Genomic DNA, 23,318 nt, shown 5'->3' on the forward strand with positions numbered 1-23,318 from the left:
TTGTGCGCAACCGGCAACACCGGAACAATAATAAAAACCTCCCGACAAGGCGGAGCGCATGCTGACTTTCACCATCCGCAGACTGGTTCTGTCGATCCCGACACTGCTGTTTATCAGCATCGTCATTTTTCTTCTGCTGCAGCTGGCGCCGGGCGATCCGATGGCGCAGGTGCCACTGACCGTCCCCCCCGAAGTAAAACAGAAGATGCGCGAAGCCCTGGGCCTTGGTGCGCCCATACATGTCCAGTACTGGAAGTGGCTGGTACAGTTCTTCTGGGTGGAACCGCAGGTCCTCGTGGATCACTGGTTCGGCACAGCCTTTGCCGAAGGCAAGCTGCGGGTGATTTCCTGGCAGACCCGTTCGCCGGTGATGGATATCGTGATGCAGCGGATGCCACAGACCCTCTGGGTCGTCGGCATGTCCTATATCGTCGGCATTCTGATCGCCCTGCCCATCGGTATTTACTCCGCCTACCGTCAGTATTCCCTGTTTGACCAGGCCGGTACATTTATCTCGATGATCGGCTTTTCGATCCCGCCGTTCTTTTCGGGCGTTCTGGTGATCGTGATCTTCTCGGTCAACCTCGGCTGGTTCCCATCCATCTATGACACCACGCATGTTGTCACCGACTGGGCCAGTTTCAAAATTCAGCTGCAGCAGATGATCATGCCCGTGATGGTGCTGGCGCTGCAGACAACTGCTCAGATCAGCCGTTTTATGCGGGCCTCGATGCTCGACAACCTCAATCAGGACTATGTGCGTACTGCGCGCGCCAAGGGCCTGAAAGAAAGCGTCGTTGTCATGGTGCATGTTCTGCGCAACTCGATGATCCCGATTGTCACCGTGATTGCCCTGGGCATTCCCTCGATCTTTGGCGGCGCGATCATTACCGAGACGCTCTTTAAGGTGAACGGCATCGGCCAGCTTCTGCTGACCGCTCTTTTCGCCAATGACCTGCCGATGGTTATGACGCTGACCTTCATTTTCGCCATCCTGATCGTGGTCTTCAACCTGATCGCTGACGTGCTTTACGGCATTCTGGACCCGAGGATCCGCTATGACTGATCAGAACGCAGAGATCGAAACCTTCGGCGCGCTCCAGGACAAGGAGCCGCAAAAGGAACCGCAGAGCCAGTGGCGCGAAGTCTGGGATCAGTTCCGCAAACACAAGGGCGCGCTGATTGGCGGGGGGTTCCTGCTGGGGATCACGCTTTTTGTGCTGATCGGGCCGTGGATCTGGCAGATCGATGCCAAAAAGCTCGACATCCGCAACAAAGACCTGCGCCCGATCTACACCGCACTGTGGGACAGTGATGCCAAAGTGCTCTGGGCGCGGCCGCTGGGCACGGACAACCTTGGCCGCGATATCATGGCTACGCTGATCGCAGGCGGGCGCGCGTCGCTCGCCGTGGGCTGGACAGCGATGATCCTGTCGCTGCTCATCGGCACCACCGTCGGTGTCTGTGCAGGGTACTTCAAACGCCTCGACGGCATTCTGATGCGGATCACGGATCTCTTCCTGTCGCTGCCGATCCTGCCCCTCCTGCTGGTGGCGGTGACGCTATTCCGCCAGCCTTTGCGCGCTGCCTTTGGCCCGGAGGGAGGCATGTTCATCCTGATCGTCGGCGTGATCGGTATCACCTCCTGGATGCCCACCGCACGGATCGTCCGGGGTGAAATTCTGGCGCTGAAGGAACGCGAATTCATCCTGGCCGCCCGGTCTATCGGAACGACACCGTTTCTGATCATCCGGCGACACCTGCTGCCGAATGTGATCTCGCCCATCATGGTTTCTGCCACGCTGGGGCTGGCAACGGCGATCATCACGGAAAGCGCTCTGTCTTTCCTTGGCGTTGGCTTCCCTTCTGACTTCCCCACATGGGGCAAACTGCTTTCAGATGCGGTGCCACGGATGGAAGAATTCCCCGAGCGGGTCATGTTGCCGGGTATCCTGATCTCGCTCACGGTTCTGTCTGTGAACTACCTGGGCGACGGTCTGCGGGATGCACTGGATCCAAGGATCAGAGGGCGATAACGCCCTCTGGTTCAGGTGCGGAAAGAGCGCGAGTCCACAGGATTTTTGCCGAGCCCGCACCCACTGTCAGACATGGGCACAGAATATGGGACGGCGGGCGGGGCGATTTTAGCGCAAGCCCAAACAGCGCCGTCCCGCTGTCTTCCAGACTTCACCAGCTGTTGGCCCAAAGGCTCGCCGCGCTAAATAATCTGCCCGCTATGGTCGGTTTTCGTCTGAAAAGTTCGACCTATTCGACACTTCTTCTGAGACGGCGGATCAGCCACCACACCAGCAGCACCACAGGCAGGGTCACCAGTGCAGTAAGCATGCCCTTGCTGAGCCCTGTGGCCTCTGTGAGCGGGTACAGAAGATATCCGGCCAGCGACACCGCATAGTAACTGATCGCCACGACCGACAGGCCCTCCACTGTGCGCTGCAGACGCAGCTGCAGGTCCGAGCGCCGGTCCATGCTTTCCAGCAGCGCCTGGTTCTGCGCGGAGCGCTCCACATCCACCCGCGTCCGGAGCAGGTTGGACGCCCGGATTGACCGGCTCGACATGGCCTCCAGCCGGCGTTCTGCAGAGGTCACCGTGCGCATCGCCGGCGCATAGCGCCGCATCATGAATTCCGCAAAATGCTGGCGGCTGCGGAACCGCACTTCGCGCAGCGCCTCAATCCGCTGATTGACCAGCGCCTCATACGCCCCGGTTGCCCCGAACCGGAAAGACGATTGCGCGGACAGTGTCTCAAGCTCTGCTGAAATGCTCAGCAGCGAATTCAGCGTCGTTTCTGCACTGGCCGTTTCGCTGGTCATATCGCTCATCAGGCTGGTGAGCTGTGTATCCAGATCATTAAGCTTCGGTTGCAGCGCCCGCACCCGCGCAAAGCCCATCATCGACATGGATTTATAAGTTTCGATCTCGCACAGGCGCTGTACGATCCGCCCGATGCGCCGCTTGCCCGTACCGGCATCAGCAAAAACGGCAAAGCGCAGATGGCCATTCACATCGATCCGGAAATCACCCGCGACCGTTGCCGCGTTGTCCAACACGTTCGATACCGCCAGGCTCTCGGAAACAAACCATCCCGATACCGCCTTTTCGATCTCCTGCTCATCGTCAGGCCGCGGCACAATGTGCAGCATGGCTGAGGTCACACGCTGGCCCGGCGCATTGTCCAGCCAGTCAGAAGGAAACACATCAAACCCCGAAGGGTCAAATGCACGGTCTGCGCCCTCTTCAAGAAACGCAGTATAGGTCACGAATTCAGTATGCTGTTCCCATTTGATCCAGTGCTTGCCGATCTGGCCATAGTAATGGGTGGCACCCGGCTGGGGGTGCGGTGCGCCGTGACGGTCCAGCAGGTCAGTCAGATGCCGCAGATCCCGCGCCCGGTCCCGGCTCACCGCGTCGTTTGGCTGCTTGATCGCGATGTACACGGCCGAACAGGGCGCCTCCATCGAAGGAAACGGGCGCGCGTGCAGCTCGTTGGCCAGTTTGTAACGCAGCGGATGATCTGTGATCGGTGACATAGGCAAACTCCGTATGGTGTGAGGGATAGCGCCACACCGGACAAAGTCAACGAATTTCTTCAATCAGATCAATTGCTTAATGGAATGCAACGGTATACCGGTGATCCCCTGTGGCTGCAGTTCCCCGCGCAATACCCCTGTTTTTCAACGCACTGCGGGTCGGAAACGCAAAAAGCGCGCCGCATTTCTGCGACGCGCTTTAAAAATCTCTGTTAAGCCGGTGTCAGTCGATCATCGGCAACAGCTTGTCGAGGCTGGCTTTTGCATCGCCATAGAACATCCGCGTGTTGTCCTTGAAGAACAGCGGGTTTTCGATACCCGAATACCCCGTTCCCTGCCCGCGCTTGGACACAAAGACCTGCTTTGCCTTCCAGCATTCCAGCACCGGCATACCGGCGATGGGGCTGTTCGGATCGTCCTGTGCCGCGGGGTTCACGATGTCATTGGATCCGATCACAATGGCAACATCCGTCTCCGGGAAGTCGTCGTTGATCTCGTCCATTTCCATTACGATGTCATAAGGTACTTTGGCTTCGGCCAGCAGAACGTTCATGTGCCCCGGCAAACGGCCCGCCACCGGGTGGATCGCGAAACGGACGTTCTTGCCTTTGGCGCGCAGCTTGCGCACCAGTTCCGCGACGCCCTGCTGCGCCTGTGCCACGGCCATACCGTAGCCCGGGATGATAATGACGCTGTCGGCTTCATTCAGAGCCGCTGCGACGCCGTCGGCCTCAATCGCCACCTGTTCGCCTTCAACAGCCATCTGCTCGCCTGCCGGGCCGCCGAAGCCGCCCAGGATAACGCTCACAAACGACCGGTTCATGGCCTTACACATGATGTAGGACAGGATCGCGCCGGAGGAGCCCACCAGAGCGCCCACCACGATCAGCAGGTCGTTGCCGAGGCTGAAGCCGATGGCAGCTGCCGCCCAGCCGGAGTAGCTGTTCAGCATGGAGACAACCACGGGCATGTCGGCCCCGCCGATACCCATGATCAGGTGATACCCGATAAAGAGCGCCAGCAGCGTCAGCAGAACCAGTGTCCAGCTGCCCGAACCACCCAGATACATGATCGCAAACAGCACCGACAGCGCCGCCGCACCCACGTTCAGCATGTGACCGCCAGGGAGCTTGGTTGCCGCAGAATCCACACGGCCCGCCAGTTTGCCATAGGCAATCACAGAACCCGTGAACGTCACAGCACCGATCCAGATGCCCAGCACCAGTTCGACCTTGAGGATATTGATTTCTACCGTGGTCTTTTTCGCAATCAGCTGACCAAAGGACGACAGCCCGTCATAGATCTCTTTGGGCAGGCCAATGGCCGAATACCCGTCTGCGGCCACCGCCCCCAGTTCGAGCAGGTTCTGCTCAAACAGCGTGGACATGTTGTTGATCATGATGTCCGCATTAAAGCCCACGAAGACCGCTGCGAGGCCTACAAGGCTGTGCATGATGGCCACGAGTTCCGGCATCTGGGTCATCTGGACCTTTGTGGCCAGCTGGTAGCCGACCGCAGCACCCATGGCGATCAGGATCACAGAGACGATCCCAAGACCCTGTCCGGGTCCGATCAGCGTGGCCAGCACCGCAATTGCCATACCGGCAATACCGTACCAGACCGCACGTTTCGCACTTTCCTGCCCGGAAAGACCCCCGAGGCTGAGGATAAAGAGAACAGCCGCAACCGCGTAGGCGGCAATCGTAAATCCGAATTCCATTGTCCCCTACCCCTTTACGATTTCTGGAACATGGCGAGCATGCGCCGTGTCACGAGGAAGCCGCCGAATATGTTCACCGCCGCCATAAAGACCGCGAGTGCCGCAAGCAGCGTGATCAGCAGCGAACTCGACCCGATCTGGATCAGCGCGCCCAGAATGATGATCGAGGAAATCGCGTTGGTGACGGCCATCAGCGGCGTGTGCAGTGAATGCGCCACGTTCCAGATCACTTGGAACCCGATAAAGACCGACAGCACGAACACGATGAAGTGCTGCATAAAGCTTGCCGGGGCCACCAGACCGACGGCCAGGACCAGCGCGCCGCCAACGGCCAGCAGGCCGACCTGATTGCGGGTCTGGGTTTTGAACTCTTCCAGCTCCTGCGCGCGCTTTTCTTCGGCTGTCAGCTCTTTGGGCGCTTCCTTCTTGGGTGCCGCCGCGATGGCCGCAACCTTGGGAGGTGGCGGCGGGAACGTGACCTCTTTGGCATGCGCGATGGTGGCACCGCGGATCACATCGTCTTCCATGTCGTGATTGATGACACCGTCTTTTTCCGGTGTCAGATCGGCCATCAGGTGACGGATGTTCGTAGCATAAAGGCTCGACGACTGCGTCGCCATCCGGCTCGGGAAGTCCGTGTAACCGATGATGGTGACGCCATTGTCTGTCACGATCTTCTCATCGGCGACGGTGAGTTTACAGTTGCCACCCTTTTCAGCGGCAAGGTCGACAACAACGGATCCGGGCTTCATGGATTTGACCATGTCCTCGGTCCAGAGCTCCGGTGCCTCGCGGTTTGGGATCAGCGCTGTGGTGATAACGATGTCTACTTCCGGAGCAAGTTCGCGGAACTTAGCCAGCTGCGCTTCACGGAATTCCGGAGAAGAAACAGAGGCATAGCCACCGGAGCTGGCTCCATCCTGCTGCTCTTCCTCAAAGTCGAGATAGACGAATTCGGCGCCCATGGACTCGACCTGTTCGGCCACTTCCGGCCGTACATCAAAGGCATAGGTGATCGCACCCAGTGAGGTTGATGTCCCGATCGCAGCAAGTCCCGCAACGCCCGCACCGACCACGAGCACTTTGGCCGGTGGCACCTTGCCCGCCGCTGTGATCTGACCGGTAAAGAAGCGGCCGAAGTTGTTGCCCGCCTCGATGACCGCCCGGTACCCGGCGATGTTCGCCATGGAGGACAGCGCATCCATTTTCTGCGCCCGGCTGATCCGCGGGATCATTTCCATCGCAATGACGGTAGCCCCTTTTTTCGCCGCCGCCTTCATTTTCGCCTCATCAGCCACGGGGCTGAAGAAGGATATCAGGGTCTGTCCGTCGCGCAGACGCTTCATTTCAGCATCTGACGGTGCGCGCACCTTGGCGACCACATCAGCAGCTTTCCAGAGCGCCGCAGCCGTTTTGACAACTTCGACACCCGCGGCCTTGTAGTCCGCGTCCGCAAAGCCCGCCAGCGCGCCCGCGCCGGTTTCGATGACGCAGTCATGACCCAGTTTCTGAAGTTGCGCGGCGCTTTCCGGCGTCATGGCGACGCGGGCTTCGCCCTCAAAGCTCTCTTTTGGTGTCCCGATCTTCAATGGAAGCTCCCCCGTTAATTTACGTTTTGAGCAAAATGGTGCACAGAGTTGCGATGTCCACTAACGTCTCGGGGCGCAAGGTACAAGCGCGCGAAAGGCTGTGAACGCTCACAGGTGCTCAGAAATCAGACCCATCTGCGTGTTTTTTCAGCATATCGCGCAAAATCAACCCGGAATTTGCGGCGCAGCCGGTTCTCTTCGGGCACGATAAACCGGCGCTCCAGCACCCAGACCAGCAGCGGCACAAGGACCAGCGACAGTATGGCGTCCCAGTAGAGACACAGCCCGGCCAGGATCATCACGTCGGCGAGATAGATCGGGTTGCGGCTTCGGCGGAAAATGCCGCTCTGGATCAGGGTATCCGCGTCCTGATGCGGAATGATCGTTGTTTTGTGTTTCCGGAATTCCATCACAGCCAGCACCGCCAGAACGATGCCACCACCGACCAGCAGGCCAGCCAGCAGCATGGTGACCGGATGCGCAAGGCTCAGCCCAAGGCTCAGATTTTGCGCCTGCCACCAGGCGCAGGCAGCGAAGAACATCAGCCAGACAGGGGGCAGATCAAGCCACTTCATGTGTCAGGCGCCGCAGGTTGCCAGAGCTCCACCGGATTGCCTTCAGGATCATGCAGCCGCGCGAACCGGCCGTTCGGGTAAGTCTCGGGGTCAACATCTACTGTTATGCCTGATGCCCGCAGTGTCGCGGTCATCGCGTCCAGATCGTCGACCCGAAAGTTGATCATAAAGGCCTGTTCCTTTCGCCCGAAGTATTCGGTGTCCGCGGCAAACGGCGCAAAAACCGTTGGTCCTGCTGCCTGTTCCCAGACCGGCTGGTCATAATCGCGGGGTACGGGCGTTACGCCAAGATGCGTCTCATACCACGCGGCAAGCTCCGCCGGCGCGTCTGCGCGGAAAAACACGCCACCAATGCCTGTTACCTGTGCCATAGCTTTCACTCCCACGGAAACTGTCGCACAGGTCGCAGCGCTGCTCAACACAAGCTGCTTGCCTCGGCCATCAGGCGCGCGCCATAGTTCGTGACAAAGGCAGGGAGAGCAGAATGTCACTGACGGGAAAACACGCGCTGGTCACAGGCGGCGGCACAGGTATCGGCCTTGCCATCGCGCGCACGCTCGCAGCCGAAGGCTGTGCTGTCACCATCACCGGACGCAGGCAGTCTGTGCTGGACGAGGTATCAGGTGCCGGCATTACGGGCATCGCGATGGACGTGCGGGACGAGGCCGATGTTGCCCGCTCGGTTGCGGCCGCGACAGAAGCACGGGGACCCATACAGATCTGCGTTGCCAATGCCGGTATCGCCGAAGGGCGCGCGCTGCATAAAACCGACATGGCATTCTGGCGCAATATGATGTCGACCAATCTGGACGGTGCCTTTCTGACAATCCGCGAAAGTCTTTCATCCATGCGCACAACGGACTGGGGACGCGTCATCGCGGTCTCTTCGATCGCCGGTGTGCGCGGGCTTCAGGGAGCTGCCTGTTATACCGCCAGCAAACACGGGCTGATCGGGTTGATCCGCGCCCTGAGCGAAGACTACGCCGGGAAACCCTACACGTTCAACGCGCTCTGTCCGGCCTATGTGGACACGCCGATTGTCACCCGCAACACGACGTCGATCGCTGAGCGTGCAGGCGTATCAGAAGACAAGGCGCTGTCTATGATGGTGTCAGCAAACAGACACGGCCGCCTGATCGCCCCTGAGGAAGTCGCTAAGGCAGCGCTCTGGCTGGTATCTCCGGGATCAGAAAGCGTGAACGGCCAGACAATCGAGATCGCCGGCGGTCAGATCTGATCTGGTTCAGGCAACCTGCACTGCGCGCGGGGTCCCGCTCTCGGCCCAGTCATGCACAGCCGTGCCGAATGCCGCAAAAAGCGGTCGGGATACCGGATCACACGCGGCCCGGTATTCCGGATGCCACTGCACTGACAACGTGAACCCGGGCGCACCGTCGACATAAATCGCCTCCGGCGTGCCATCGGGCGCGGTCCCGTCAATCACAACGCGGGCACCTGAGGTTTTGATGCCCTGCCCGTGCAGCGTATTTGTCATGACCTCCGGCGCGCCCATCAGACGATGGAAAACGCCACCTTCGGAGAAACGGACCGTATGCCGGTGCTCGAACTTTTCTTCCAGGGTGCCATCCGGTGGCATGCGGTGGTTCATCCGCCCGGGCAGATCCCGGATTTCGGGATAAAGCGAACCGCCCATAGCCACGTTCACTTCCTGAAATCCGCGGCAGATCCCAAGAAAAGGCATGCCCCGGTCCACACAGGCACGGATCAGCGGCAGCGTAACGGCATCCCGGCTGCGATCAAATTCGCCATGCGCTTCGGTCGGATCCTCACCATATTCTTCGGGATGAACATTGGGTCGGCCGCCCGTGAACAGAAATCCGTCACATCGCGCCATCAGATCGTCAACAGACACAAACCGCGGGTCCGTCGGGATCAGCATCGGCATGCAGCCGGACACTTCCGCAACTGCCTCGGAATTCATCGTGCCGCCTGCATGCACAGGATACTCGTCATGCAGCAGATAAGAGTTGCCGATAATGCCGACTACGGGGCGCGCCATCCAAAGTCCCTTCCGTTCTTTCCGACCGTATATAGGTGAGAAAAGTTACCGAAAACAGACCCGTGGACGCGCAAGCGCCTGTGCGTTCATGCATATGCCGCTTTTTTTGGCGGAGCGGTCAGGCCTCGCCGGTCAGTCCTGCAGCCTCAACACCGGCCATGCCCGCAATGACGTCATTGTCGGAAGTGTCGCCAGTGACACCAACCGCGCCAATCACCGCGCCTTTGCGGTCACGCAGCAGAATGCCGCCAGGTACAGGCACCACATGCCCACTGAAGACACCGTTCATGGCATTCAGAAAATAGGCCTGCTGCTCGGCCCGCGCCATCTGCGCCGATCCGGGTATCCCCAGCATCACCGATCCGTATGCTTTGCCGTGCGCAATGCCGAACCGCCCCGGGGAGGCTCCGTCTTCACGCTCAAACGCCTGCACATGGCCGCCCGCATCCAGCACCACAACGGAAAGCGGTTTGAAATCCATCTCCCGCCCCTTTTCCAGCGTTTTGCGGATGATGGTGCGAGCTTTTCTCAAAGAAATTGTCATTGTCCTGTCCCTGTTTCTTCTGGCGAAAAATATCCCCGGGGGGTTCGGGGGGCAGGCAGCCCCCCCTGCGGCAGATTACTGAGCGGCCTTAAGTTCCAGACGGCGCGCGTGCAGCACCGGTTCCGTATACCCCGACGGCTGCTCGCGGCCGTTGAATACCAGATCACAGGCTGCCTGAAACGCAATACCGTCATAGCCGGGCGCCATTGGCGCATAGGTCGCATCACCTGCGTTCTGTTCATCCACCACTGCGGCCATCTTGCGCATCGCCGCCATCACCTGCTGGCCGTCCACAACACCATGGTGCAGCCAGTTGGCGATGTGTTGCGCGGAAATCCGGCAGGTGGCCCGGTCTTCCATCAGGCCCACGTCGTTCATATCAGGCACCTTGGAACACCCGACGCCCTGATCCACCCAGCGCACGACATAGCCCAGAATACCCTGCGCATTATTCTCCACCTCGCGGATTTTCTGTGCATCCGTCCACTTGCGGTATTCGGCCAGCGGAATGTTCAGGACAGTATCCACATAAGCCCGGCGCCCGCCTTTACGCAGCTTTTCCTGAACGGCAAACACGTCGACCCTGTGATAGTGCAGCGCATGCAGTGTCGCGGCGGTCGGACTCGGCACCCAGGCACAGTTCGCACCGGATTTCGGATGTTCAATCTTCTGCTCCAGCATGGCGGCCATCATGTCGGGCATCGCCCACATGCCCTTGCCGATCTGCGCCCTGCCACTCAGACCGCACTCCAGCCCGATATCAACGTTCTGGTTTTCGTAGGCCCCGATCCAAGCCTTGCGCTTGATGAAATCCTTGCGGCTGAACGGGCCGGCTTCCATCGACGTATGAATTTCGTCGCCGGTCCGGTCGAGGAACCCGGTGTTGATAAAGGCAACACGACTTTTCGCGGCGCGGATGCATTCCTTGAGGTTCACGGATGTGCGCCGCTCTTCGTCCATGATGCCCAGCTTGACCGTGTACTGCGGCAGACCCAGCACCTTTTCCACGTGGGTGAAGGTTTTGTCGGCAAAGGCAACTTCCTCAGGCCCGTGCATCTTGGGTTTGACCACATAGACCGACCCTGTCAGCGAATTCCCACCGTCACGCGCGAGATCATGCATGGCGATAAGCGTGGTGACCATCGCATCCATCAGGCCTTCGAAAATCTCATTTCCGTCCCGGTCGAGGATCGCAGGGTTCGTCATCAGATGCCCGACATTACGCACCAGCATCAGCGCGCGCCCCTTCAGCACTACCTCAGAGCCATCCGCGGTTGTCACAACGCGATCGTCGTTCAGTTTGCGGGTGAGCTGCGCCCCGCCCTTTTCAAAGGTCTCCTCCAGATCACCCTTCATCAGGCCCAGCCAGTTGGTATACGCCAGAACCTTGTCCTCGGCATCCACACAGGCCACGGAATCCTCGCAGTCCATGATCGCGGACACAGCGCTTTCCATCTGCACGTCCGCAAGCCCCGCCTGATCACGGCTGCCGATCACATGCGTCCTGTCGAACACCAGCTGAACGTGCAGACCGTTGTTGCGCAGCATGACACTGTCCGGAGCCTTGGGGTGCCCGGTGTAGCCCACGAATTTCTCGGGTTGCTGCAGCGGCTGATCATCTATCAGGAGCTCACCGCCGGAGACATAGTACCGCCGCGCATCGGCGTGGCTCAGACTGCTGATCGGGAAGGCTTCGTCCAGAAACACCCGCGCCCGGGCGACAACGCGCGCGCCGTGACCCTGGTCATATCCGCCGGGCTGCGCCTGCGATCCCATGGCGTCGGTGCCATAAAAACCGTCATATAGGCTGCCCCAGCGCGCGTTGGCCGCATTCAGCGCGTAGCGCGCATTGGTGATCGGCACCACAAGCTGCGGCCCCGGAACCCGCGCGATTTCCGCATCCACATTTGCGGTGTCAATTTCAAAAGTATCGCCCTCAGGCAGCAGATAGCCGATGTCCCGCAGGAATTCGCAATAGGCGTTGTGATCATGTGCCTGACCCGCGCGGTCGCGATGCCACTGATCAATCTGTTCCTGAATGGCCGCACGTTTCTCAAGAAGTGCAGCGTTTTCCGGGCCGAAGTCATGCGCAAGGGTCGACAGCCCCTCCCAGAAAGCCTCTGCCTGCACACCCGTGCCCGGCAAAGCCGCAGTCTCTATGAAGGCTGCCAGTTCTTTGCTGACCTGCAACCCGCTGCGGTTCACACGTTCTGTCATTCTGTCTCCGTCCGCTCTCTGTATACTATTGCATCCAGCGATTTAGGCCGGGCCGGGCGTGCCGGCAACCAAAGATCAGACGAAAATCTGTTTGTTTTCTGAATAACCCTCCCGGAAGCCGGAAGATGCTGAGATTTTCCCCCTCAGCGTGCATTTCGACCCCCCGGCCACGGACTCTACGCCCCGACCCGGCGTTCAGTCACTTTGCAACGTTCCTGTTCCGGCGGCAGGCGTCCGAGCAGTAGCGCACTTCATCCCAGACTTTTTCCCACTTTTTCCGCCAGGAAAATGGCCTGCCACAGACCACACAGGTTTTCTGTGGCAGATCGCCTTTCCGGCGCATGCCCATCAGCCCGCAGCCTCAGATACCGTCGCAGGCGCCGCCGCCTCATCAGAAGCGCCGCCTGACAATGCGACAAAGGCAACACCTGCTGCGATCAGAATGCCGATCCAGAGACCGTGCAGCATGGTGACATGACGTGTTTTCTGACGTTCGATATTTGTGTCGGGTGCGGACATAACTCCTCCGTTTTCTTTCAATTGATCCACCGCACCTTGCAGCGGACCTGCTGTCAACATAACGTCCGGTTGCGAATTCCGTTCCAATTTATCTGACAGGTTCTCATGCGCGACGCTGCCCCCGATACCATTTACCTCAAGGATTACAGGCCCTTCGGCTACAACGTCAAAGAGGTGGCCCTGACCTTTACCCTGCACCCCAACCGGACACGGGTAAACAGCCGTATTGTCTTTGAGCCAAAGCCCGGCGGGGACCCGGTTTTTTTCCTGCACGGCGAGAACCTGGAACTGGTGTCGGCCTCTGTTGATGGTGCACCTGTGACGCCCGATGTCACGCCAGAAGGTCTGACCTGTACCGTGCCGGATCAGACCTTTGTGTGGGAGGCCGAGGTGATTATCGACCCGGCCAACAACACGGCACTTGAAGGCCTTTATATGTCGAACGGCATGTACTGCACCCAGTGCGAAGCCGAAGGGTTCCGCAAGATCACTTATTATCCGGACCGACCGGATGTGATGAGCACCTTCACAGTGAAAATTCATGGCCCTCACCCGGTTCTGCTGTCCAACGGCAACCCGACTGATCAGTCCGAAGGCTTTGCAGAGTGGCATGATCCCTGGCCGAAGCCTGCTTACCTTTTCGCGCTCGTCGCCGGTGAACTCGTCAACCACGCGGGATCATTCACCACGGCCTCCGGAAAAGAAGTTGAACTGAACCTTTGGGTGCGTCCCGGCGACGAGGGCAAATGCGCCTTCGGCATGCAGGCGCTGAAAGACAGCATGAAATGGGACGAGGACGTCTACGGCCGGGAATATGACCTGGATGTCTTCAATATTGTGGCTGTTGACGACTTCAACATGGGCGCGATGGAGAACAAGGGGCTGAATATCTTCAACTCCTCCGCTGTGCTTGCATCGCCGGAGACGTCCACAGACGGCAATTTCGAACGCATCGAAGCCATTATCGCCCATGAGTATTTCCACAACTGGACGGGCAACCGGATCACCTGCCGGGACTGGTTCCAGCTCTGCCTCAAAGAGGGGCTGACAGTCTACCGCGACAGCCAGTTCACCTCCGATATGCGCTCGGCACCTGTCAAACGGATCAGCGATGTGATTGACCTGCGCGGCCGGCAGTTCGCTGAGGATCAGGGCCCGCTGGCGCATCCGGTCCGGCCGGAAAGCTTTCAGGAAATCAACAACTTCTATACGGCCACGGTCTATGAAAAAGGGGCCGAGGTCATCGGCATGCTGCGCGCCCTGGTCGGCGCGGAGGCCTATAACAAGGCGCTGCAGCTCTATTTCGACCGTCATGACGGCGAGGCCTGCACGATTGAGGACTGGCTGAAGGTGTTCGAGGACACAACCGGACGGGATCTTAGCCAGTTTGCGCGCTGGTACAGTCAGGCGGGCACGCCGGAAGTGACCGTTGAGGAGGCCTGGGATGCAGGAACCTATACGCTGACGTTCACGCAGTCGCTCAAACCCTCCGCAACAACTCCGGACCCGAAACCCCAGGTAATCCCGATTGCAACGGGGCTGCTGGCGCAGGACGGGCAGGAGGTGGTCCCGACAACTGTGCTGGAGCTGACAGAGACGACGCAGAGCTTTTCCTTCGAGGGTCTGGCAGAGCAGCCGTTTCCCTCTGTGCTGCGCGGGTTCTCGGCGCCGGTCGTACTGAAGAGCAACATGCCCGCCACCCGCAGGGCCTTTCTGCTGGCGCATGACACGGACCCGTTCAACCGCTGGGAAGCCGGGCGCGGTATCGCCCGCGAAAGCCTGCTGAATACGATCCGGACGGGTGCGGCACCCGATCCCGATTATCTGAACGGCATCCGGACAGTACTCGCGGATGACGCCCTCGATCCGGCATACCGCGCGCTGATGCTGGGGCTGCCTGCTCAGAATGAGCTGGCAACAACGCTGTTCAACGAAGGTACAACCCCCGACCCGGCCGCGATCTGGTCAGCCACTGACAACCTGCGCGCCGCAATGGCGATGCACATGGCGGATCTGCTGCCTGTGCTGATGGACACGCACCAGGTGACAGAACCTTATGCGCCCGACGCTCAGCAATCGGGCAAACGTGCGCTCGCAAACGGCATGCTCAGCCTTCTGTCCCGGCTCGATGATGGCGCCCGTGCTGCCCAACAGTTTGAAGCCGCGGACAATATGACCCAGCAGCTTGCCGCTCTGGGTGCCCTGCTCCGGACAGGCAATGGCGACGACGCGCTCGGCACCTTTGAGGCACAATGGAAAGACGACCGGCTGGTGATGGACAAATGGTTCGGGCTGCAGGTCATTCAGTCTGAACCGGACAGGACAGCCGAAACGGCAGCAAAACTCACAGAGCATGCCGATTTCAACTGGAAAAACCCCAACAGGTTCCGCGCTGTTTTCGGATCGCTGGCGATTCACCACGCAGGATTTCATGCAGCAGACGGGGCGGGCTACAGGCTGCTGACCGACTGGCTCATCCGCCTGGACCCGGTCAATCCGCAGACAACTGCGCGCATGTGCTCGGCCTTTCAGACATGGCGGCGGTACGACACAGACCGGCAGGCCATTGTTGCTGCCGAGCTGGACCGCATTCTGTCCCAGGACGGTCTGTCGCGCGACACCTGCGAGATGATTACCAGAATCAGAGGAACTGAATAATGAAACCCGTATTGCTGATCACAGGCGGATCCAGCGGCATTGGAGCCGCCTGTGCAGACATCGCCGCCGCGCGCGGCTATGACATTGCCCTGAACTACCGCAGCAGCACCGCAGACGCCGAAGCCGTCGCCGGGCGTTGCCGCGCAGCAGGTGCAGATGTGCTTCTCTGTCAGGCCGACGTCGCGGACCCGGACGCAATCACCGCGATGTATGCACAGATTGACGATCATTTCGGACGTCTCAATGCTCTGATCAACAACGCCGGCATCGTGGATCAGACCGCAAAACTGGTCGACATGGATTACGCGCGGCTGGACCGGATGTTCCGTGTGAATGTCATCGGTGCGATGCTGGTGGCGAAAGAGGCCGTTCTGCGGATGCAGGCAGCAGGCCAGGGCGGTGCGATTGTGAATATCTCATCCGCCGCGGCCCGGCTAGGCTCGGGCAACCAGTACGTCGACTACGCGGCCTCCAAAGCTGCGATTGACTGCTTTACCAAAGGCTTGTCCGACGAAGTTGCTGCGGACAACATCCGCGTGATGGCCGTGAGGCCGGGTCTGATCGAAACCGAACTTCATGCCAAGGGCGGTGAGCCGGGCCGGGCAGATCGTCTGGCACACATGGTGCCGATGAAACGCAAGGGCTCTGCGGCCGAAGTGGCGACGGCCATCATGTGGCTGGTATCCGACGAGGCGGGCTATGTTACCGGATCGACGCTGGACGTCACGGGTGGGCGCTGAGCCGTTTCACTTTGAACGGAGCGGGCGCAGCCGGACCGGTATCGTCGCTGTTGCGGCCATCTGGTCCGCACTCGCTCTGGCGGCTGTTTTCCTGGAGGCCGCACCCTGGCTCATGCTGTTGCTGGGCGCGTTCACCCTGCCCGCGCTCTGGGAAATACTGCAGAACCCGCTGGCGACCCTCACGCTCGATGACGCCAGTATCCACTGGCAGACCGGACGCCGCAGCGCCGACGTGAACCTCTCAGAACTGGAACGGGTCCGGCTCGATACGCGCCTCGATTTTTCGGTGCGTGTGACACTGATCCTGACGGCGGGCACAAAGCTGCGTCTGCCTTATGAATGCACGCCACCGCACAAAGCCTTTGAAGAGCTGCTGAACCGGCGCGGGATTCGCACCGAAAGGCACCATTTCTCCCTGATCGGCTGAGGACGCGGCATCAGGTATCCGGCAACAGGGTTACGTGCTCAGTCAGCGACGCAATAAGGTTGCTGACGCAGCCACGCAGACATTTCGCTGGTTTTGGACTGGCGCCGCAATGGCCCCCAGTCAGCGGCCACACCGCGCCAGCGCGAGTCGCGCGCATCAACGACGCCGTCACGCGGTACGGTTACTGCCATGATACGGATCGCACAGCTGAGGTTCTCACCGCCATCTTTCAGCGCTTCACCGGATCCGGCCCGACACCCGTAGCCCCGCGCTGTGGCCGGTGAAATCTGCAGCAGGCCAAACCACTTGCCATTCGGGTTCACCGCCCGCGGTTTCCATGTGCTTTCATGCCCGGCCAGAGCGGACATGAAACCGATCCAGAACGCTTCCCGGTCTGCTGTGTCTGCATCGGGATAGGCAGGACACCAATCTGCAATATCGGACGGGACCACCGCCACCAGCGGCTGCCCATGCGAGCGAAGCGCGTCCAGTGCAGCTGCGTTCCAATCGTCTTTCTGTTCCTTGTGCGCCCATTGCATCGGTGGAAGGCCTGCTTCCTCCTCGACAACTGGGGCGACATCTGAGCAGGCGGAAATGCTCAGGAGAGCGGCGAAGGAGACAGCAAGCAGTGTTTTCATGCGCTCACTCTTCGCTGACCTGACCTTTGCGCGCAAGAGCCCACCAGCGGCCACGCGCTTTTGTGCCGACAATATGCGGCTGATACGGAGCACAGTTTACCTATGGGAAACAATACAGAATGCTGCCGGACCCTGAGCGCTGAAATACCGGGATATCTCCGCTGCGACGCCTTGTTTCAGCCGGAATGGGACGCCATGCTGAGCCTGTGTAATGTTTCCGGAATGAGTAAATGTCGATCCTGTCCCTGTTTCCCGGGCACCGCGCACGCAACGCCGGCAAAACCGGCCGTGGCCTGCAGTCCGACCCCGTGCAACCTCTGACGACCGTCCTGCGGCGGCGTGAACGGGGGGCTATCGGTGAGTCCACTCCCGCAGAAGGGACCGACGACTCAATTCTGCAGATCCCCTGCCCAATGCCCTCCGACGAGGACAGAATACGGGATCAGCACCAGCAGCGCGGGCAGTTTCTTGCGCGACAGGACCGCTGGCAGGACCTCGCGGATCTGATGTGCGAGGCAGACAGGACACGGGCAACAACACCCGGCGGCATGCCGGTTGCGGATCTGCTCAGTTTCGGGGCCCGGTCGGACGTCGTTCTGGCGGTTGAACATGCGCTCACCGATGGACGGCGCGCGGGCAGCCCGGCGCTGATGTCCGGGATCGAAGCGCTGGAGGAGATGCTTGCCGAAGATCCTGCCTGCCCATGGCGCGGGGCGACCGTGGCGATGGCACATACGGACACCGGCTGGTTCTGGCGTGGCACCGGTTGGGAATCCCAGGTACCGGACCGTAACCTCGAAGCCTTTTCCGCCCATTTCGACCGTGCGCGGGATATTCTTGATCGTTTCGCACCGACGCGGAAGACATCGCCCTTTGTGAGCGGTGCGTTTTGCGCCCTGCACGGCGCCGGGGGCCAACACCTCGACACACTGACACGCGATTTCGAACAACTGATCGACCTGAACCCAATGAACCCCGCACCACTGCGGTCTCTGGGCAATTACGCGTCGCCGCGCTGGTTCGGGTCCGGACAGGCACTGGAGCTTGAGGCACGGCGTACTGCAGCACGGCTGCTCCCGCACTGGGGGGCCGGTGGATACACCTGGGTGATGATGGACGCGCTGTCGGGCGATGAAACTGTCTGCGCGGCGCTCGATACGGATTTCTTTATCGAAGGCCTGGGCGACATTCTGGAACGCCGTTCCGATCAGTATACCGCCAACCTGCTCGCAGCATGGTGTATGAACAGCTTTGCACGACACCAGAGTGCGGATGAAGATACGCGCATCACCCGCCGCAAAATTGCTGCCTGCGCCGGCTGGATTGTCAGGAATCACATGACAGAACTGCATCCGCTGATCTGGGCACATGCCGCACGGGGATTTGACAACAACCTATGCGTGAATTCAACGCGACGCTTTGCCGCTTCCGGGCGAGAAGACGCGCTCAGACTCTTGCGACACGTGTTCCGTCATGAGATCAATGAAGGGCTACAGATTACGTTTACCCCCAAAGGACCTGTTACAAAACAGGCGTAAACGAACGCAGGGCAGGAAGGGAGGACATGATGACGACGATACCCGCAGACGCCGCGCACTGGGACACCGGTGACTGGATCGAATGGCACCGCACAGCGGACTCCGTGCAGGCCGCACCATGCTCCGCAACCAGCGACAATGAGGCCCGCCTCATGGCGCTCGAGGTCAGCCTGCTGCGCTGCGCCCGCGTGCACTACCACCTGACCGGCGAACACCTCCCCGTCTACGATGCAATCGCCCGCGTTCACGCAGCGCTGAACTACAACGTGCCGCTCGACGGGACCCGCGCCAGTGACGTGCTGACCCTGGTCCTCCCCCCCATGGGGCCGGACAATGTTGTTTCCGTTGATCTGAACCATACCTTCAGCACGCTTGTGGTGGTGCGCATCCGTGACAATTTCACATCCGACTCGCGTATGTGTCTGCGGCGCAACCTGCGGACGCCCGCCGGTGCGACCACCCTCGACCTGAGCTGGGCCGCCCTGCCCGAGATCCACTGACATAGCAGGACTTGCGACCTTTCCCCGCCTGGCCTAAGACGCTTGCAGTCTGAACTGAACTGCGGGAACGCTGCGCCATGCTCGATCTGACCTACGACACACCAAAGCCAAAAGTCATTGCCGGAGCAAAAGACGACTGGGAACTGGTGATCGGCATGGAGGTTCATGCCCAGGTCACGTCGAATGCAAAACTCTTCTCGCCGGCGTCCACCACGTTTGGCGCCGAACCCAACAATAACGTTTCCTTTGTGGATGCGGCCATGCCCGGCATGCTGCCCACGATCAATGAGTTCTGCGTCGAGCAGGCGGTTCGAACGGGCCTGGGCCTGAAGGCAGAGATCAACCTGACCTCTGCATTTGACCGCAAGAACTATTTCTATCCGGACCTGCCACAGGGATATCAGATCAGCCAGCTCTATCACCCTATCGTTGGCGAAGGCGAAGTCCTGGTCGAAATGGGTGACGGCACAGCCCGCCTCGTGCGGGTCGAGCGCATCCACCTGGAACAGGATGCGGGCAAATCGATCCATGATATGGACCCGAACATGTCCTTTGTGGACCTGAACCGTACCGGTGTGGCGCTGATGGAGATCGTGTCGCGCCCCGACATCCGCGGCCCCGAAGAGGCCGCCGCCTATCTGGCGAAGCTGCGCCAGATCCTGCGATACCTGGGCACCTGTGACGGCAACATGCAATCCGGATCCATGCGCGCGGACGTGAACGTGTCGGTCTGCCGCCCCGGTGCCTATGAGAAATACCAGGCGACACAGGATTTCAGCCACCTTGGCACGCGCTGCGAGATCAAGAACATGAATTCCATGCGGTTCATCCAGCAGGCCATCGAAGTTGAGGCGCGCCGCCAGATCGCAATTGTTGAGGCTGGCGGTGAAGTTGAGCAGGAAACCCGCCTGTACGATCCCGACAGGAATGAAACGCGATCCATGCGGTCCAAGGAGGAAGCGCACGACTACCGCTATTTCCCCGACCCTGACCTTCTGCCTCTGGAAATCGAGCAGGCCTGGGTGGACGACATCGCGGCGAATCTGCCGGAACTGCCGGATGCCAAGAAAGCCCGTTTCATCAATGACTTCGGCCTGAGCGACTATGATGCCTCCGTGCTGACGGCGGACCTGGACAGCGCAGGCTACTTTGAAGCGGTCGCTCAGGGGCGCGATGGCAAATCCGCGGCGAACTGGGTGATCAACGAACTCTTTGGACGGCTGAAAAAGGACGACCGCGACATCACGGACAGTCCGGTGAGCCCTGCACAGCTGGGCGGCATCATCGACCTCATCGCATCAGATGCGATTTCCGGCAAAATCGCCAAGGACCTCTTTGAAATCGTTTACACCGAAGGTGGCGACCCCGCAGAGATTGTTGAAGCGCGCGGCATGAAGCAGGTGACGGACACAGGTGCCATCGAAGCCGCTGTGGACGAGATCATCGCAGCCAATCCGGAACAGGTGGCCAAGGCGCAGGAAAACCCGAAGCTGGCGGGCTGGTTTGTGGGTCAGGTGATGAAGGCGACGGGTGGCAAAGCCAACCCCAAGGCTGTGAACCAGCTGGTTGCGCAAAAACTCAAGGGCTGATCAGGTCACGGGCGTAAAAATCCGCAGAACGGCCGAGCCCAGCAGCAGACCGTAGCCGACCTTAAGACAGATCTCATCAGCACGTCGCCAGCGGGCTACCCGGAAGGCGGCATCCTGCTCCAGCTCCTGCGCGATGACATCCAGCGCACTGCTGTCCCCCTGTTCGCGGCGGGACTGCACGAGGTCTTCGATCCGGGCGAGAGTCTTTTTGTTGAAATTGAGAGAGAACGCGGGAACGGCCAGAAGGCCTATGCCCAATGCCCCTGCTGCGTTCAGAAATGTGGGATGCGTGAGATATCCGCCGGTGCAGGCGATCAGATCACCGCACACACTTCATCCCCGACAGCTTCCTCGGCCTCATCGACAAAGGGTGTGATCTTCAGACGGGCACCACAGGCGTGAAAATACCGTGAACACGACTGGATTTCAGGTAACGCTCCTGTCGCGGATTCCATCTTGGAAATATGAGACTGCGACAGACCGGAACGTTCAGCCAGTTCGGTCTGTGTCAGCCCGGCTTTCTTGCGTAACGAACGAAACAGCAGAGCCATATCGCGTTTCGCCTTGTTCCTGTCCCAGGACTCCGCAAGGGCCGGATCATCAGCAATCAGAAGGTCTTTGAGCGTTATCACAGGATCACTCCCATTCAGTTACATCAAGATTTCGGTGCCGGATCACCATGTCACGTGCAGCGGCACAGCTGTCATCGGCGGGAACAGCGCCGTGGATCATCAGCGGCGGCGGTCCGGACGCCGCCACTTCCAGGGACACCACCAGTCTGTGTGCTTTGCACTCCGGTATCATCACCGCACAGACCACATAACCGCCGGCAAGGCGTCCACAACGTTCTGAAGTGTCCGGGTCATTCGATCTGAACTCCTTTTCGAGCATCAGAATGTTTTCACGGCACGGTATGGACAGGTGCCTGATGCCGCCAACGAGTTCCGCCTCAAACCCTTCCGGGTAACGGATTTCCCGTTTCTGGTATCGCTTATATATATCCGGGTGCATATTCTGTCAAGTATATATGTATTCTGGTGAATATCGCGTCGTTGCCATCCCAGTTCTTTTCGCACTACCCGAAAGAATGGTACAGACGTGAAGACCGGTTATTGATCCTGAAAGTACCGACCATGAAACCTGCACCTTTCCGATCCTCTCTGATGCCCGTCAGGCCGGAGTGGACGGATTACAACGGGCATATGAACATGGCCTACTATGGAGTGCTGTTCGACGAGGCCGCTGACGAGATTTATCCGCAGATTGGGTTTGGCCCCGCGTATCAGAAGACCGGCTTCACAACCTATACTGCCGAATTTCACATCTGCTACCTGCGCGAACTGCATGAAGGGGATAAGGTTAACATCACGCTACAGCTTCTTGATTTTGATGAGAAACGCTTCCATACGTGGCAGGAAATCTGGCATGTGGACGGATGGTGTGCCGCCACCGGCGAAACGCTGGGACTCCACATTGATCAGTCCGGGCCAAACGTAGCGCCCATGCCTCCCGAGATCTTGGCGCGTCTTGAACAGATGCACGCAGATCACAGCAAGTTGCCGCGACCGGAACGCGCCGGACGCCGGATCGGAATTCCCCGCAGAACCTGAACTCCCGCTCAGCGTGCACTTGGGGCGCGCACCTTTGCTCAGGCTCCTGAAACTGTTATAAAAAGCTGACGGAGACGAAGCCTATGCCACAATATGAATACAGGGTTGTGCCCGCCCCGCTGCAGGGTCAGGGTGCCCGGGCGACCGGGACGGCCGATAACCGCCTGGCAACAGCGCTGCAAACGCTGATGAATGACATGGGCATGCGTGGCTGGGAATACCAGCGCGCCGAGGCTCTGCCCGGCGCGGGCAACGGCCCTTCCACGGCTGAGGTCATGCTGGTTTTCCGACGCCCGGTTCCCGAGCGTTCCCCGCTGGTGCTTCGGGCTGCTGAAAGACTGCCGACACCTCCGCCGCGCACCGGTCCCGTGCCCGTGCCAATGCCACAGGATGACAAAATACCCGAAGTCATCGCGAAAGCGCGTCCGCCCGCGCCCGTAACCGCGTACACAAAGCCTAAAGACCCCGAAGACGATGCCTCGGGCAGTGAGGGTGCCACACGTATGTTACAGGACAACGGTGTCGAGGATTTCAGCGAGGTGTCCGGCCTGACGAATTCTCTGCTGCAACTGGCAGCCTCAAGAAAAGCATCGGGATCAAAGACTTGAACGTCATTCTTCAGGTGATGCATCAATTGCGAGTGCATGTATCCGGCTGATGAGGTCAGCACCCAGCGCTGTGTGAATGGCACGGTGGCGCGCCACACGGGACATCCCCTGGAAGGTTTCTGCCCGGATCATCACATTGAAATGGCTTTCCACTCCTTCGGTGAATCCGGCGTGTCCACGATGGCTTTCGGTGTCATCAACAACTTCGAGCTCGCCGGGGCTGAAAGCCTCACGAAGACGTTCCTCAATCTCCAGACGTTTAGACATTTTTTTGGCT

General features: G+C 59.7%; 26 protein-coding genes. 11 read left to right on the top strand and 15 right to left on the bottom strand.

The features are described 5' to 3' along the window. Positions 1-58 precede the first annotated feature (58 nt). Positions 59-1,066, top strand: coding sequence for an ABC transporter permease (locus AB4K19_RS09320; protein ID WP_436399490.1), 1,008 nt, complete (start codon positions 59-61; stop codon positions 1,064-1,066). Then, the gene (locus tag AB4K19_RS09325) at positions 1,059-2,036 is read left to right on the top strand and encodes an ABC transporter permease (RefSeq protein WP_375228115.1); all 978 of its coding nucleotides are present in this window, start codon (positions 1,059-1,061) and stop codon (positions 2,034-2,036) included. The genes AB4K19_RS09320 and AB4K19_RS09325 overlap by 8 nt, the downstream gene beginning before the upstream one ends. Positions 2,037-2,265: 229 nt before the next feature. Here the strand turns inward: AB4K19_RS09325 and AB4K19_RS09330 are convergent, their stop codons facing one another. The 5 genes from AB4K19_RS09330 to AB4K19_RS09350 form a co-directional block, all read right to left on the bottom strand. Further along, the gene (locus AB4K19_RS09330) at positions 2,266-3,549 is read right to left on the bottom strand and encodes a DUF3422 family protein (protein ID WP_375228116.1); all 1,284 of its coding nucleotides are present in this window, start codon (positions 3,547-3,549) and stop codon (positions 2,266-2,268) included. Between the two features lie 223 nt (positions 3,550-3,772). Next, positions 3,773-5,269 (bottom strand): NAD(P)(+) transhydrogenase (Re/Si-specific) subunit beta, encoded by a 1,497-nt coding sequence (locus tag AB4K19_RS09335; RefSeq protein WP_375228117.1) that lies wholly within the window; start codon positions 5,267-5,269, stop codon positions 3,773-3,775. Between the two features lie 14 nt (positions 5,270-5,283). Beyond that, positions 5,284-6,858 carry a Re/Si-specific NAD(P)(+) transhydrogenase subunit alpha gene (locus tag AB4K19_RS09340; RefSeq protein WP_375228118.1) on the bottom strand — a complete coding sequence of 525 codons (1,575 nt, stop codon included), beginning with the start codon at positions 6,856-6,858 and terminating at the stop codon, positions 5,284-5,286. A gap of 125 nt (positions 6,859-6,983) precedes the next feature. After that, positions 6,984-7,433, bottom strand: coding sequence for a methyltransferase family protein (locus tag AB4K19_RS09345; RefSeq protein ID WP_375228119.1), 450 nt, complete (start codon positions 7,431-7,433; stop codon positions 6,984-6,986). Further along, positions 7,430-7,804, bottom strand: coding sequence for a VOC family protein (locus AB4K19_RS09350; RefSeq protein ID WP_375228120.1), 375 nt, complete (start codon positions 7,802-7,804; stop codon positions 7,430-7,432). Before AB4K19_RS09350 ends, AB4K19_RS09345 begins: the two co-directional genes overlap by 4 nt. A 113-nt stretch (positions 7,805-7,917) precedes the next feature. Between AB4K19_RS09350 and AB4K19_RS09355 the strand changes: the two genes are divergently transcribed. Then, entirely contained in the window at positions 7,918-8,670 is a 753-nt protein-coding gene (locus AB4K19_RS09355) for an SDR family NAD(P)-dependent oxidoreductase (protein ID WP_375228121.1), read from the top strand. A 6-nt stretch (positions 8,671-8,676) separates the two neighbouring features. On the opposite strand, the gene AB4K19_RS09360 is transcribed toward AB4K19_RS09355, so the two are convergent. From AB4K19_RS09360 to AB4K19_RS09380, 5 genes are all read right to left on the bottom strand, one after another. Then, complete coding sequence (locus AB4K19_RS09360; protein WP_375228122.1) at positions 8,677-9,453, bottom strand: gamma-glutamyl-gamma-aminobutyrate hydrolase family protein; 777 nt, start codon at positions 9,451-9,453, stop codon at positions 8,677-8,679. A 118-nt stretch (positions 9,454-9,571) separates the two neighbouring features. After that, entirely contained in the window at positions 9,572-9,997 is a 426-nt protein-coding gene (locus AB4K19_RS09365; protein ID WP_375228123.1) for a GlcG/HbpS family heme-binding protein, read from the bottom strand. A gap of 75 nt (positions 9,998-10,072) precedes the next feature. Beyond that, complete coding sequence (locus tag AB4K19_RS09370) at positions 10,073-12,214, bottom strand: malate synthase G (RefSeq protein ID WP_375228124.1); 2,142 nt, start codon at positions 12,212-12,214, stop codon at positions 10,073-10,075. 199 nt (positions 12,215-12,413) lie between these two features. Continuing rightward, entirely contained in the window at positions 12,414-12,563 is a 150-nt protein-coding gene (locus tag AB4K19_RS09375) for a DUF2256 domain-containing protein (protein WP_375228125.1), read from the bottom strand. Next, positions 12,563-12,733 carry a hypothetical protein gene (locus tag AB4K19_RS09380; protein WP_375228126.1) on the bottom strand — a complete coding sequence of 57 codons (171 nt, stop codon included), beginning with the start codon at positions 12,731-12,733 and terminating at the stop codon, positions 12,563-12,565. Before AB4K19_RS09380 ends, AB4K19_RS09375 begins: the two co-directional genes overlap by 1 nt. Positions 12,734-12,838: 105 nt before the next feature. On the opposite strand from AB4K19_RS09380, the gene pepN reads away from it, so the two are divergent. Genes pepN through AB4K19_RS09395 form a run of 3 tightly spaced genes read left to right on the top strand, consistent with a single transcriptional unit; the run spans position 12,839 to position 16,558 of the window. Then, positions 12,839-15,391 carry an aminopeptidase N gene (gene pepN, locus AB4K19_RS09385; RefSeq protein WP_375228127.1) on the top strand — a complete coding sequence of 851 codons (2,553 nt, stop codon included), beginning with the start codon at positions 12,839-12,841 and terminating at the stop codon, positions 15,389-15,391. Continuing rightward, positions 15,391-16,131 (top strand): SDR family oxidoreductase, encoded by a 741-nt coding sequence (locus AB4K19_RS09390; RefSeq protein WP_375228128.1) that lies wholly within the window; start codon positions 15,391-15,393, stop codon positions 16,129-16,131. Before pepN ends, AB4K19_RS09390 begins: the two co-directional genes overlap by 1 nt. Further along, positions 16,091-16,558, top strand: coding sequence for a hypothetical protein (locus AB4K19_RS09395; RefSeq protein WP_436399491.1), 468 nt, complete (start codon positions 16,091-16,093; stop codon positions 16,556-16,558). The genes AB4K19_RS09390 and AB4K19_RS09395 overlap by 41 nt, the downstream gene beginning before the upstream one ends. Before the next feature lie 38 nt (positions 16,559-16,596). Here the strand turns inward: AB4K19_RS09395 and AB4K19_RS09400 are convergent, their stop codons facing one another. Then, the gene (locus tag AB4K19_RS09400; RefSeq protein WP_375228130.1) at positions 16,597-17,196 is read right to left on the bottom strand and encodes a transglycosylase SLT domain-containing protein; all 600 of its coding nucleotides are present in this window, start codon (positions 17,194-17,196) and stop codon (positions 16,597-16,599) included. Between the two features lie 230 nt (positions 17,197-17,426). On the opposite strand from AB4K19_RS09400, the gene AB4K19_RS09405 reads away from it, so the two are divergent. The 3 genes from AB4K19_RS09405 to gatB all read left to right on the top strand — a co-directional run bounded on the left by AB4K19_RS09405 (position 17,427) and on the right by gatB (position 20,823). Then, entirely contained in the window at positions 17,427-18,734 is a 1,308-nt protein-coding gene (locus tag AB4K19_RS09405) for a hypothetical protein (RefSeq protein ID WP_375228131.1), read from the top strand. 29 nt (positions 18,735-18,763) lie between these two features. Next, positions 18,764-19,234 carry a hypothetical protein gene (locus AB4K19_RS09410; RefSeq protein WP_436399492.1) on the top strand — a complete coding sequence of 157 codons (471 nt, stop codon included), beginning with the start codon at positions 18,764-18,766 and terminating at the stop codon, positions 19,232-19,234. A gap of 77 nt (positions 19,235-19,311) precedes the next feature. Then, entirely contained in the window at positions 19,312-20,823 is a 1,512-nt protein-coding gene (gatB, locus tag AB4K19_RS09415) for an Asp-tRNA(Asn)/Glu-tRNA(Gln) amidotransferase subunit GatB (protein ID WP_375228134.1), read from the top strand. Here gatB and AB4K19_RS09420 read toward each other — a convergent pair whose 3' ends face one another. Genes AB4K19_RS09420 through AB4K19_RS09430 form a run of 3 tightly spaced genes read right to left on the bottom strand, consistent with a single transcriptional unit; the run spans position 20,824 to position 21,834 of the window. Beyond that, entirely contained in the window at positions 20,824-21,153 is a 330-nt protein-coding gene (locus tag AB4K19_RS09420) for a hypothetical protein (protein ID WP_375228135.1), read from the bottom strand. It lies immediately after the preceding gene. Next, positions 21,138-21,455, bottom strand: coding sequence for a helix-turn-helix domain-containing protein (locus tag AB4K19_RS09425; RefSeq protein WP_436399493.1), 318 nt, complete (start codon positions 21,453-21,455; stop codon positions 21,138-21,140). The genes AB4K19_RS09420 and AB4K19_RS09425 overlap by 16 nt, the downstream gene beginning before the upstream one ends. A gap of 4 nt (positions 21,456-21,459) precedes the next feature. Continuing rightward, positions 21,460-21,834, bottom strand: coding sequence for a hypothetical protein (locus AB4K19_RS09430; protein WP_375228137.1), 375 nt, complete (start codon positions 21,832-21,834; stop codon positions 21,460-21,462). Positions 21,835-21,956: 122 nt separating this feature from the next. On the opposite strand from AB4K19_RS09430, the gene AB4K19_RS09435 reads away from it, so the two are divergent. After that, the gene (locus AB4K19_RS09435; protein WP_375228138.1) at positions 21,957-22,433 is read left to right on the top strand and encodes a thioesterase family protein; all 477 of its coding nucleotides are present in this window, start codon (positions 21,957-21,959) and stop codon (positions 22,431-22,433) included. 83 nt (positions 22,434-22,516) lie between these two features. Beyond that, on the top strand, positions 22,517-23,041 hold the full coding sequence (locus tag AB4K19_RS09440) for a DUF4177 domain-containing protein (RefSeq protein WP_375228139.1): 525 nt from the start codon (positions 22,517-22,519) through the stop codon (positions 23,039-23,041). A gap of 3 nt (positions 23,042-23,044) precedes the next feature. Here AB4K19_RS09440 and AB4K19_RS09445 read toward each other — a convergent pair whose 3' ends face one another. Continuing rightward, entirely contained in the window at positions 23,045-23,308 is a 264-nt protein-coding gene (locus tag AB4K19_RS09445) for a BolA family protein (RefSeq protein WP_375228140.1), read from the bottom strand. Between the last annotated feature and the right edge of the window lie 10 nt (positions 23,309-23,318).

Source organism: Roseobacter phycocola (assembly GCF_042055075.2).
Taxonomy (GTDB): Bacteria; Pseudomonadota; Alphaproteobacteria; order Rhodobacterales; family Rhodobacteraceae; genus Roseobacter.

Excerpts from the sequence above, each read along its gene's own strand:
- AB4K19_RS09320 (WP_436399490.1), top strand. The coding sequence starts at position 59 with ATGCTGACTTTCACCATCCGCAGACTGGTTCTGTCGATCCCGACACTG.
- AB4K19_RS09325 (WP_375228115.1), top strand. The coding sequence starts at position 1,059 with ATGACTGATCAGAACGCAGAGATCGAAACCTTCGGCGCGCTCCAGGAC.
- AB4K19_RS09330 (WP_375228116.1), bottom strand. The coding sequence starts at position 3,549 with ATGTCACCGATCACAGATCATCCGCTGCGTTACAAACTGGCCAACGAG.
- AB4K19_RS09335 (WP_375228117.1), bottom strand. The coding sequence starts at position 5,269 with ATGGAATTCGGATTTACGATTGCCGCCTACGCGGTTGCGGCTGTTCTC.
- AB4K19_RS09345 (WP_375228119.1), bottom strand. The coding sequence starts at position 7,433 with ATGAAGTGGCTTGATCTGCCCCCTGTCTGGCTGATGTTCTTCGCTGCC.
- AB4K19_RS09350 (WP_375228120.1), bottom strand. The coding sequence starts at position 7,804 with ATGGCACAGGTAACAGGCATTGGTGGCGTGTTTTTCCGCGCAGACGCG.
- AB4K19_RS09355 (WP_375228121.1), top strand. The coding sequence starts at position 7,918 with ATGTCACTGACGGGAAAACACGCGCTGGTCACAGGCGGCGGCACAGGT.
- AB4K19_RS09360 (WP_375228122.1), bottom strand. The coding sequence starts at position 9,453 with ATGGCGCGCCCCGTAGTCGGCATTATCGGCAACTCTTATCTGCTGCAT.
- AB4K19_RS09365 (WP_375228123.1), bottom strand. The coding sequence starts at position 9,997 with ATGACAATTTCTTTGAGAAAAGCTCGCACCATCATCCGCAAAACGCTG.
- AB4K19_RS09370 (WP_375228124.1), bottom strand. The coding sequence starts at position 12,214 with ATGACAGAACGTGTGAACCGCAGCGGGTTGCAGGTCAGCAAAGAACTG.
- AB4K19_RS09375 (WP_375228125.1), bottom strand. The coding sequence starts at position 12,563 with ATGGGCATGCGCCGGAAAGGCGATCTGCCACAGAAAACCTGTGTGGTC.
- AB4K19_RS09380 (WP_375228126.1), bottom strand. The coding sequence starts at position 12,733 with ATGTCCGCACCCGACACAAATATCGAACGTCAGAAAACACGTCATGTC.
- pepN (WP_375228127.1), top strand. The coding sequence starts at position 12,839 with ATGCGCGACGCTGCCCCCGATACCATTTACCTCAAGGATTACAGGCCC.
- AB4K19_RS09390 (WP_375228128.1), top strand. The coding sequence starts at position 15,391 with ATGAAACCCGTATTGCTGATCACAGGCGGATCCAGCGGCATTGGAGCC.
- AB4K19_RS09395 (WP_436399491.1), top strand. The coding sequence starts at position 16,091 with ATGTTACCGGATCGACGCTGGACGTCACGGGTGGGCGCTGAGCCGTTT.
- AB4K19_RS09400 (WP_375228130.1), bottom strand. The coding sequence starts at position 17,196 with ATGAAAACACTGCTTGCTGTCTCCTTCGCCGCTCTCCTGAGCATTTCC.
- AB4K19_RS09405 (WP_375228131.1), top strand. The coding sequence starts at position 17,427 with ATGTCGATCCTGTCCCTGTTTCCCGGGCACCGCGCACGCAACGCCGGC.
- AB4K19_RS09410 (WP_436399492.1), top strand. The coding sequence starts at position 18,764 with ATGACGACGATACCCGCAGACGCCGCGCACTGGGACACCGGTGACTGG.
- gatB (WP_375228134.1), top strand. The coding sequence starts at position 19,312 with ATGCTCGATCTGACCTACGACACACCAAAGCCAAAAGTCATTGCCGGA.
- AB4K19_RS09430 (WP_375228137.1), bottom strand. The coding sequence starts at position 21,834 with ATGCACCCGGATATATATAAGCGATACCAGAAACGGGAAATCCGTTAC.
- AB4K19_RS09435 (WP_375228138.1), top strand. The coding sequence starts at position 21,957 with ATGAAACCTGCACCTTTCCGATCCTCTCTGATGCCCGTCAGGCCGGAG.
- AB4K19_RS09440 (WP_375228139.1), top strand. The coding sequence starts at position 22,517 with ATGCCACAATATGAATACAGGGTTGTGCCCGCCCCGCTGCAGGGTCAG.
- AB4K19_RS09445 (WP_375228140.1), bottom strand. The coding sequence starts at position 23,308 with ATGTCTAAACGTCTGGAGATTGAGGAACGTCTTCGTGAGGCTTTCAGC.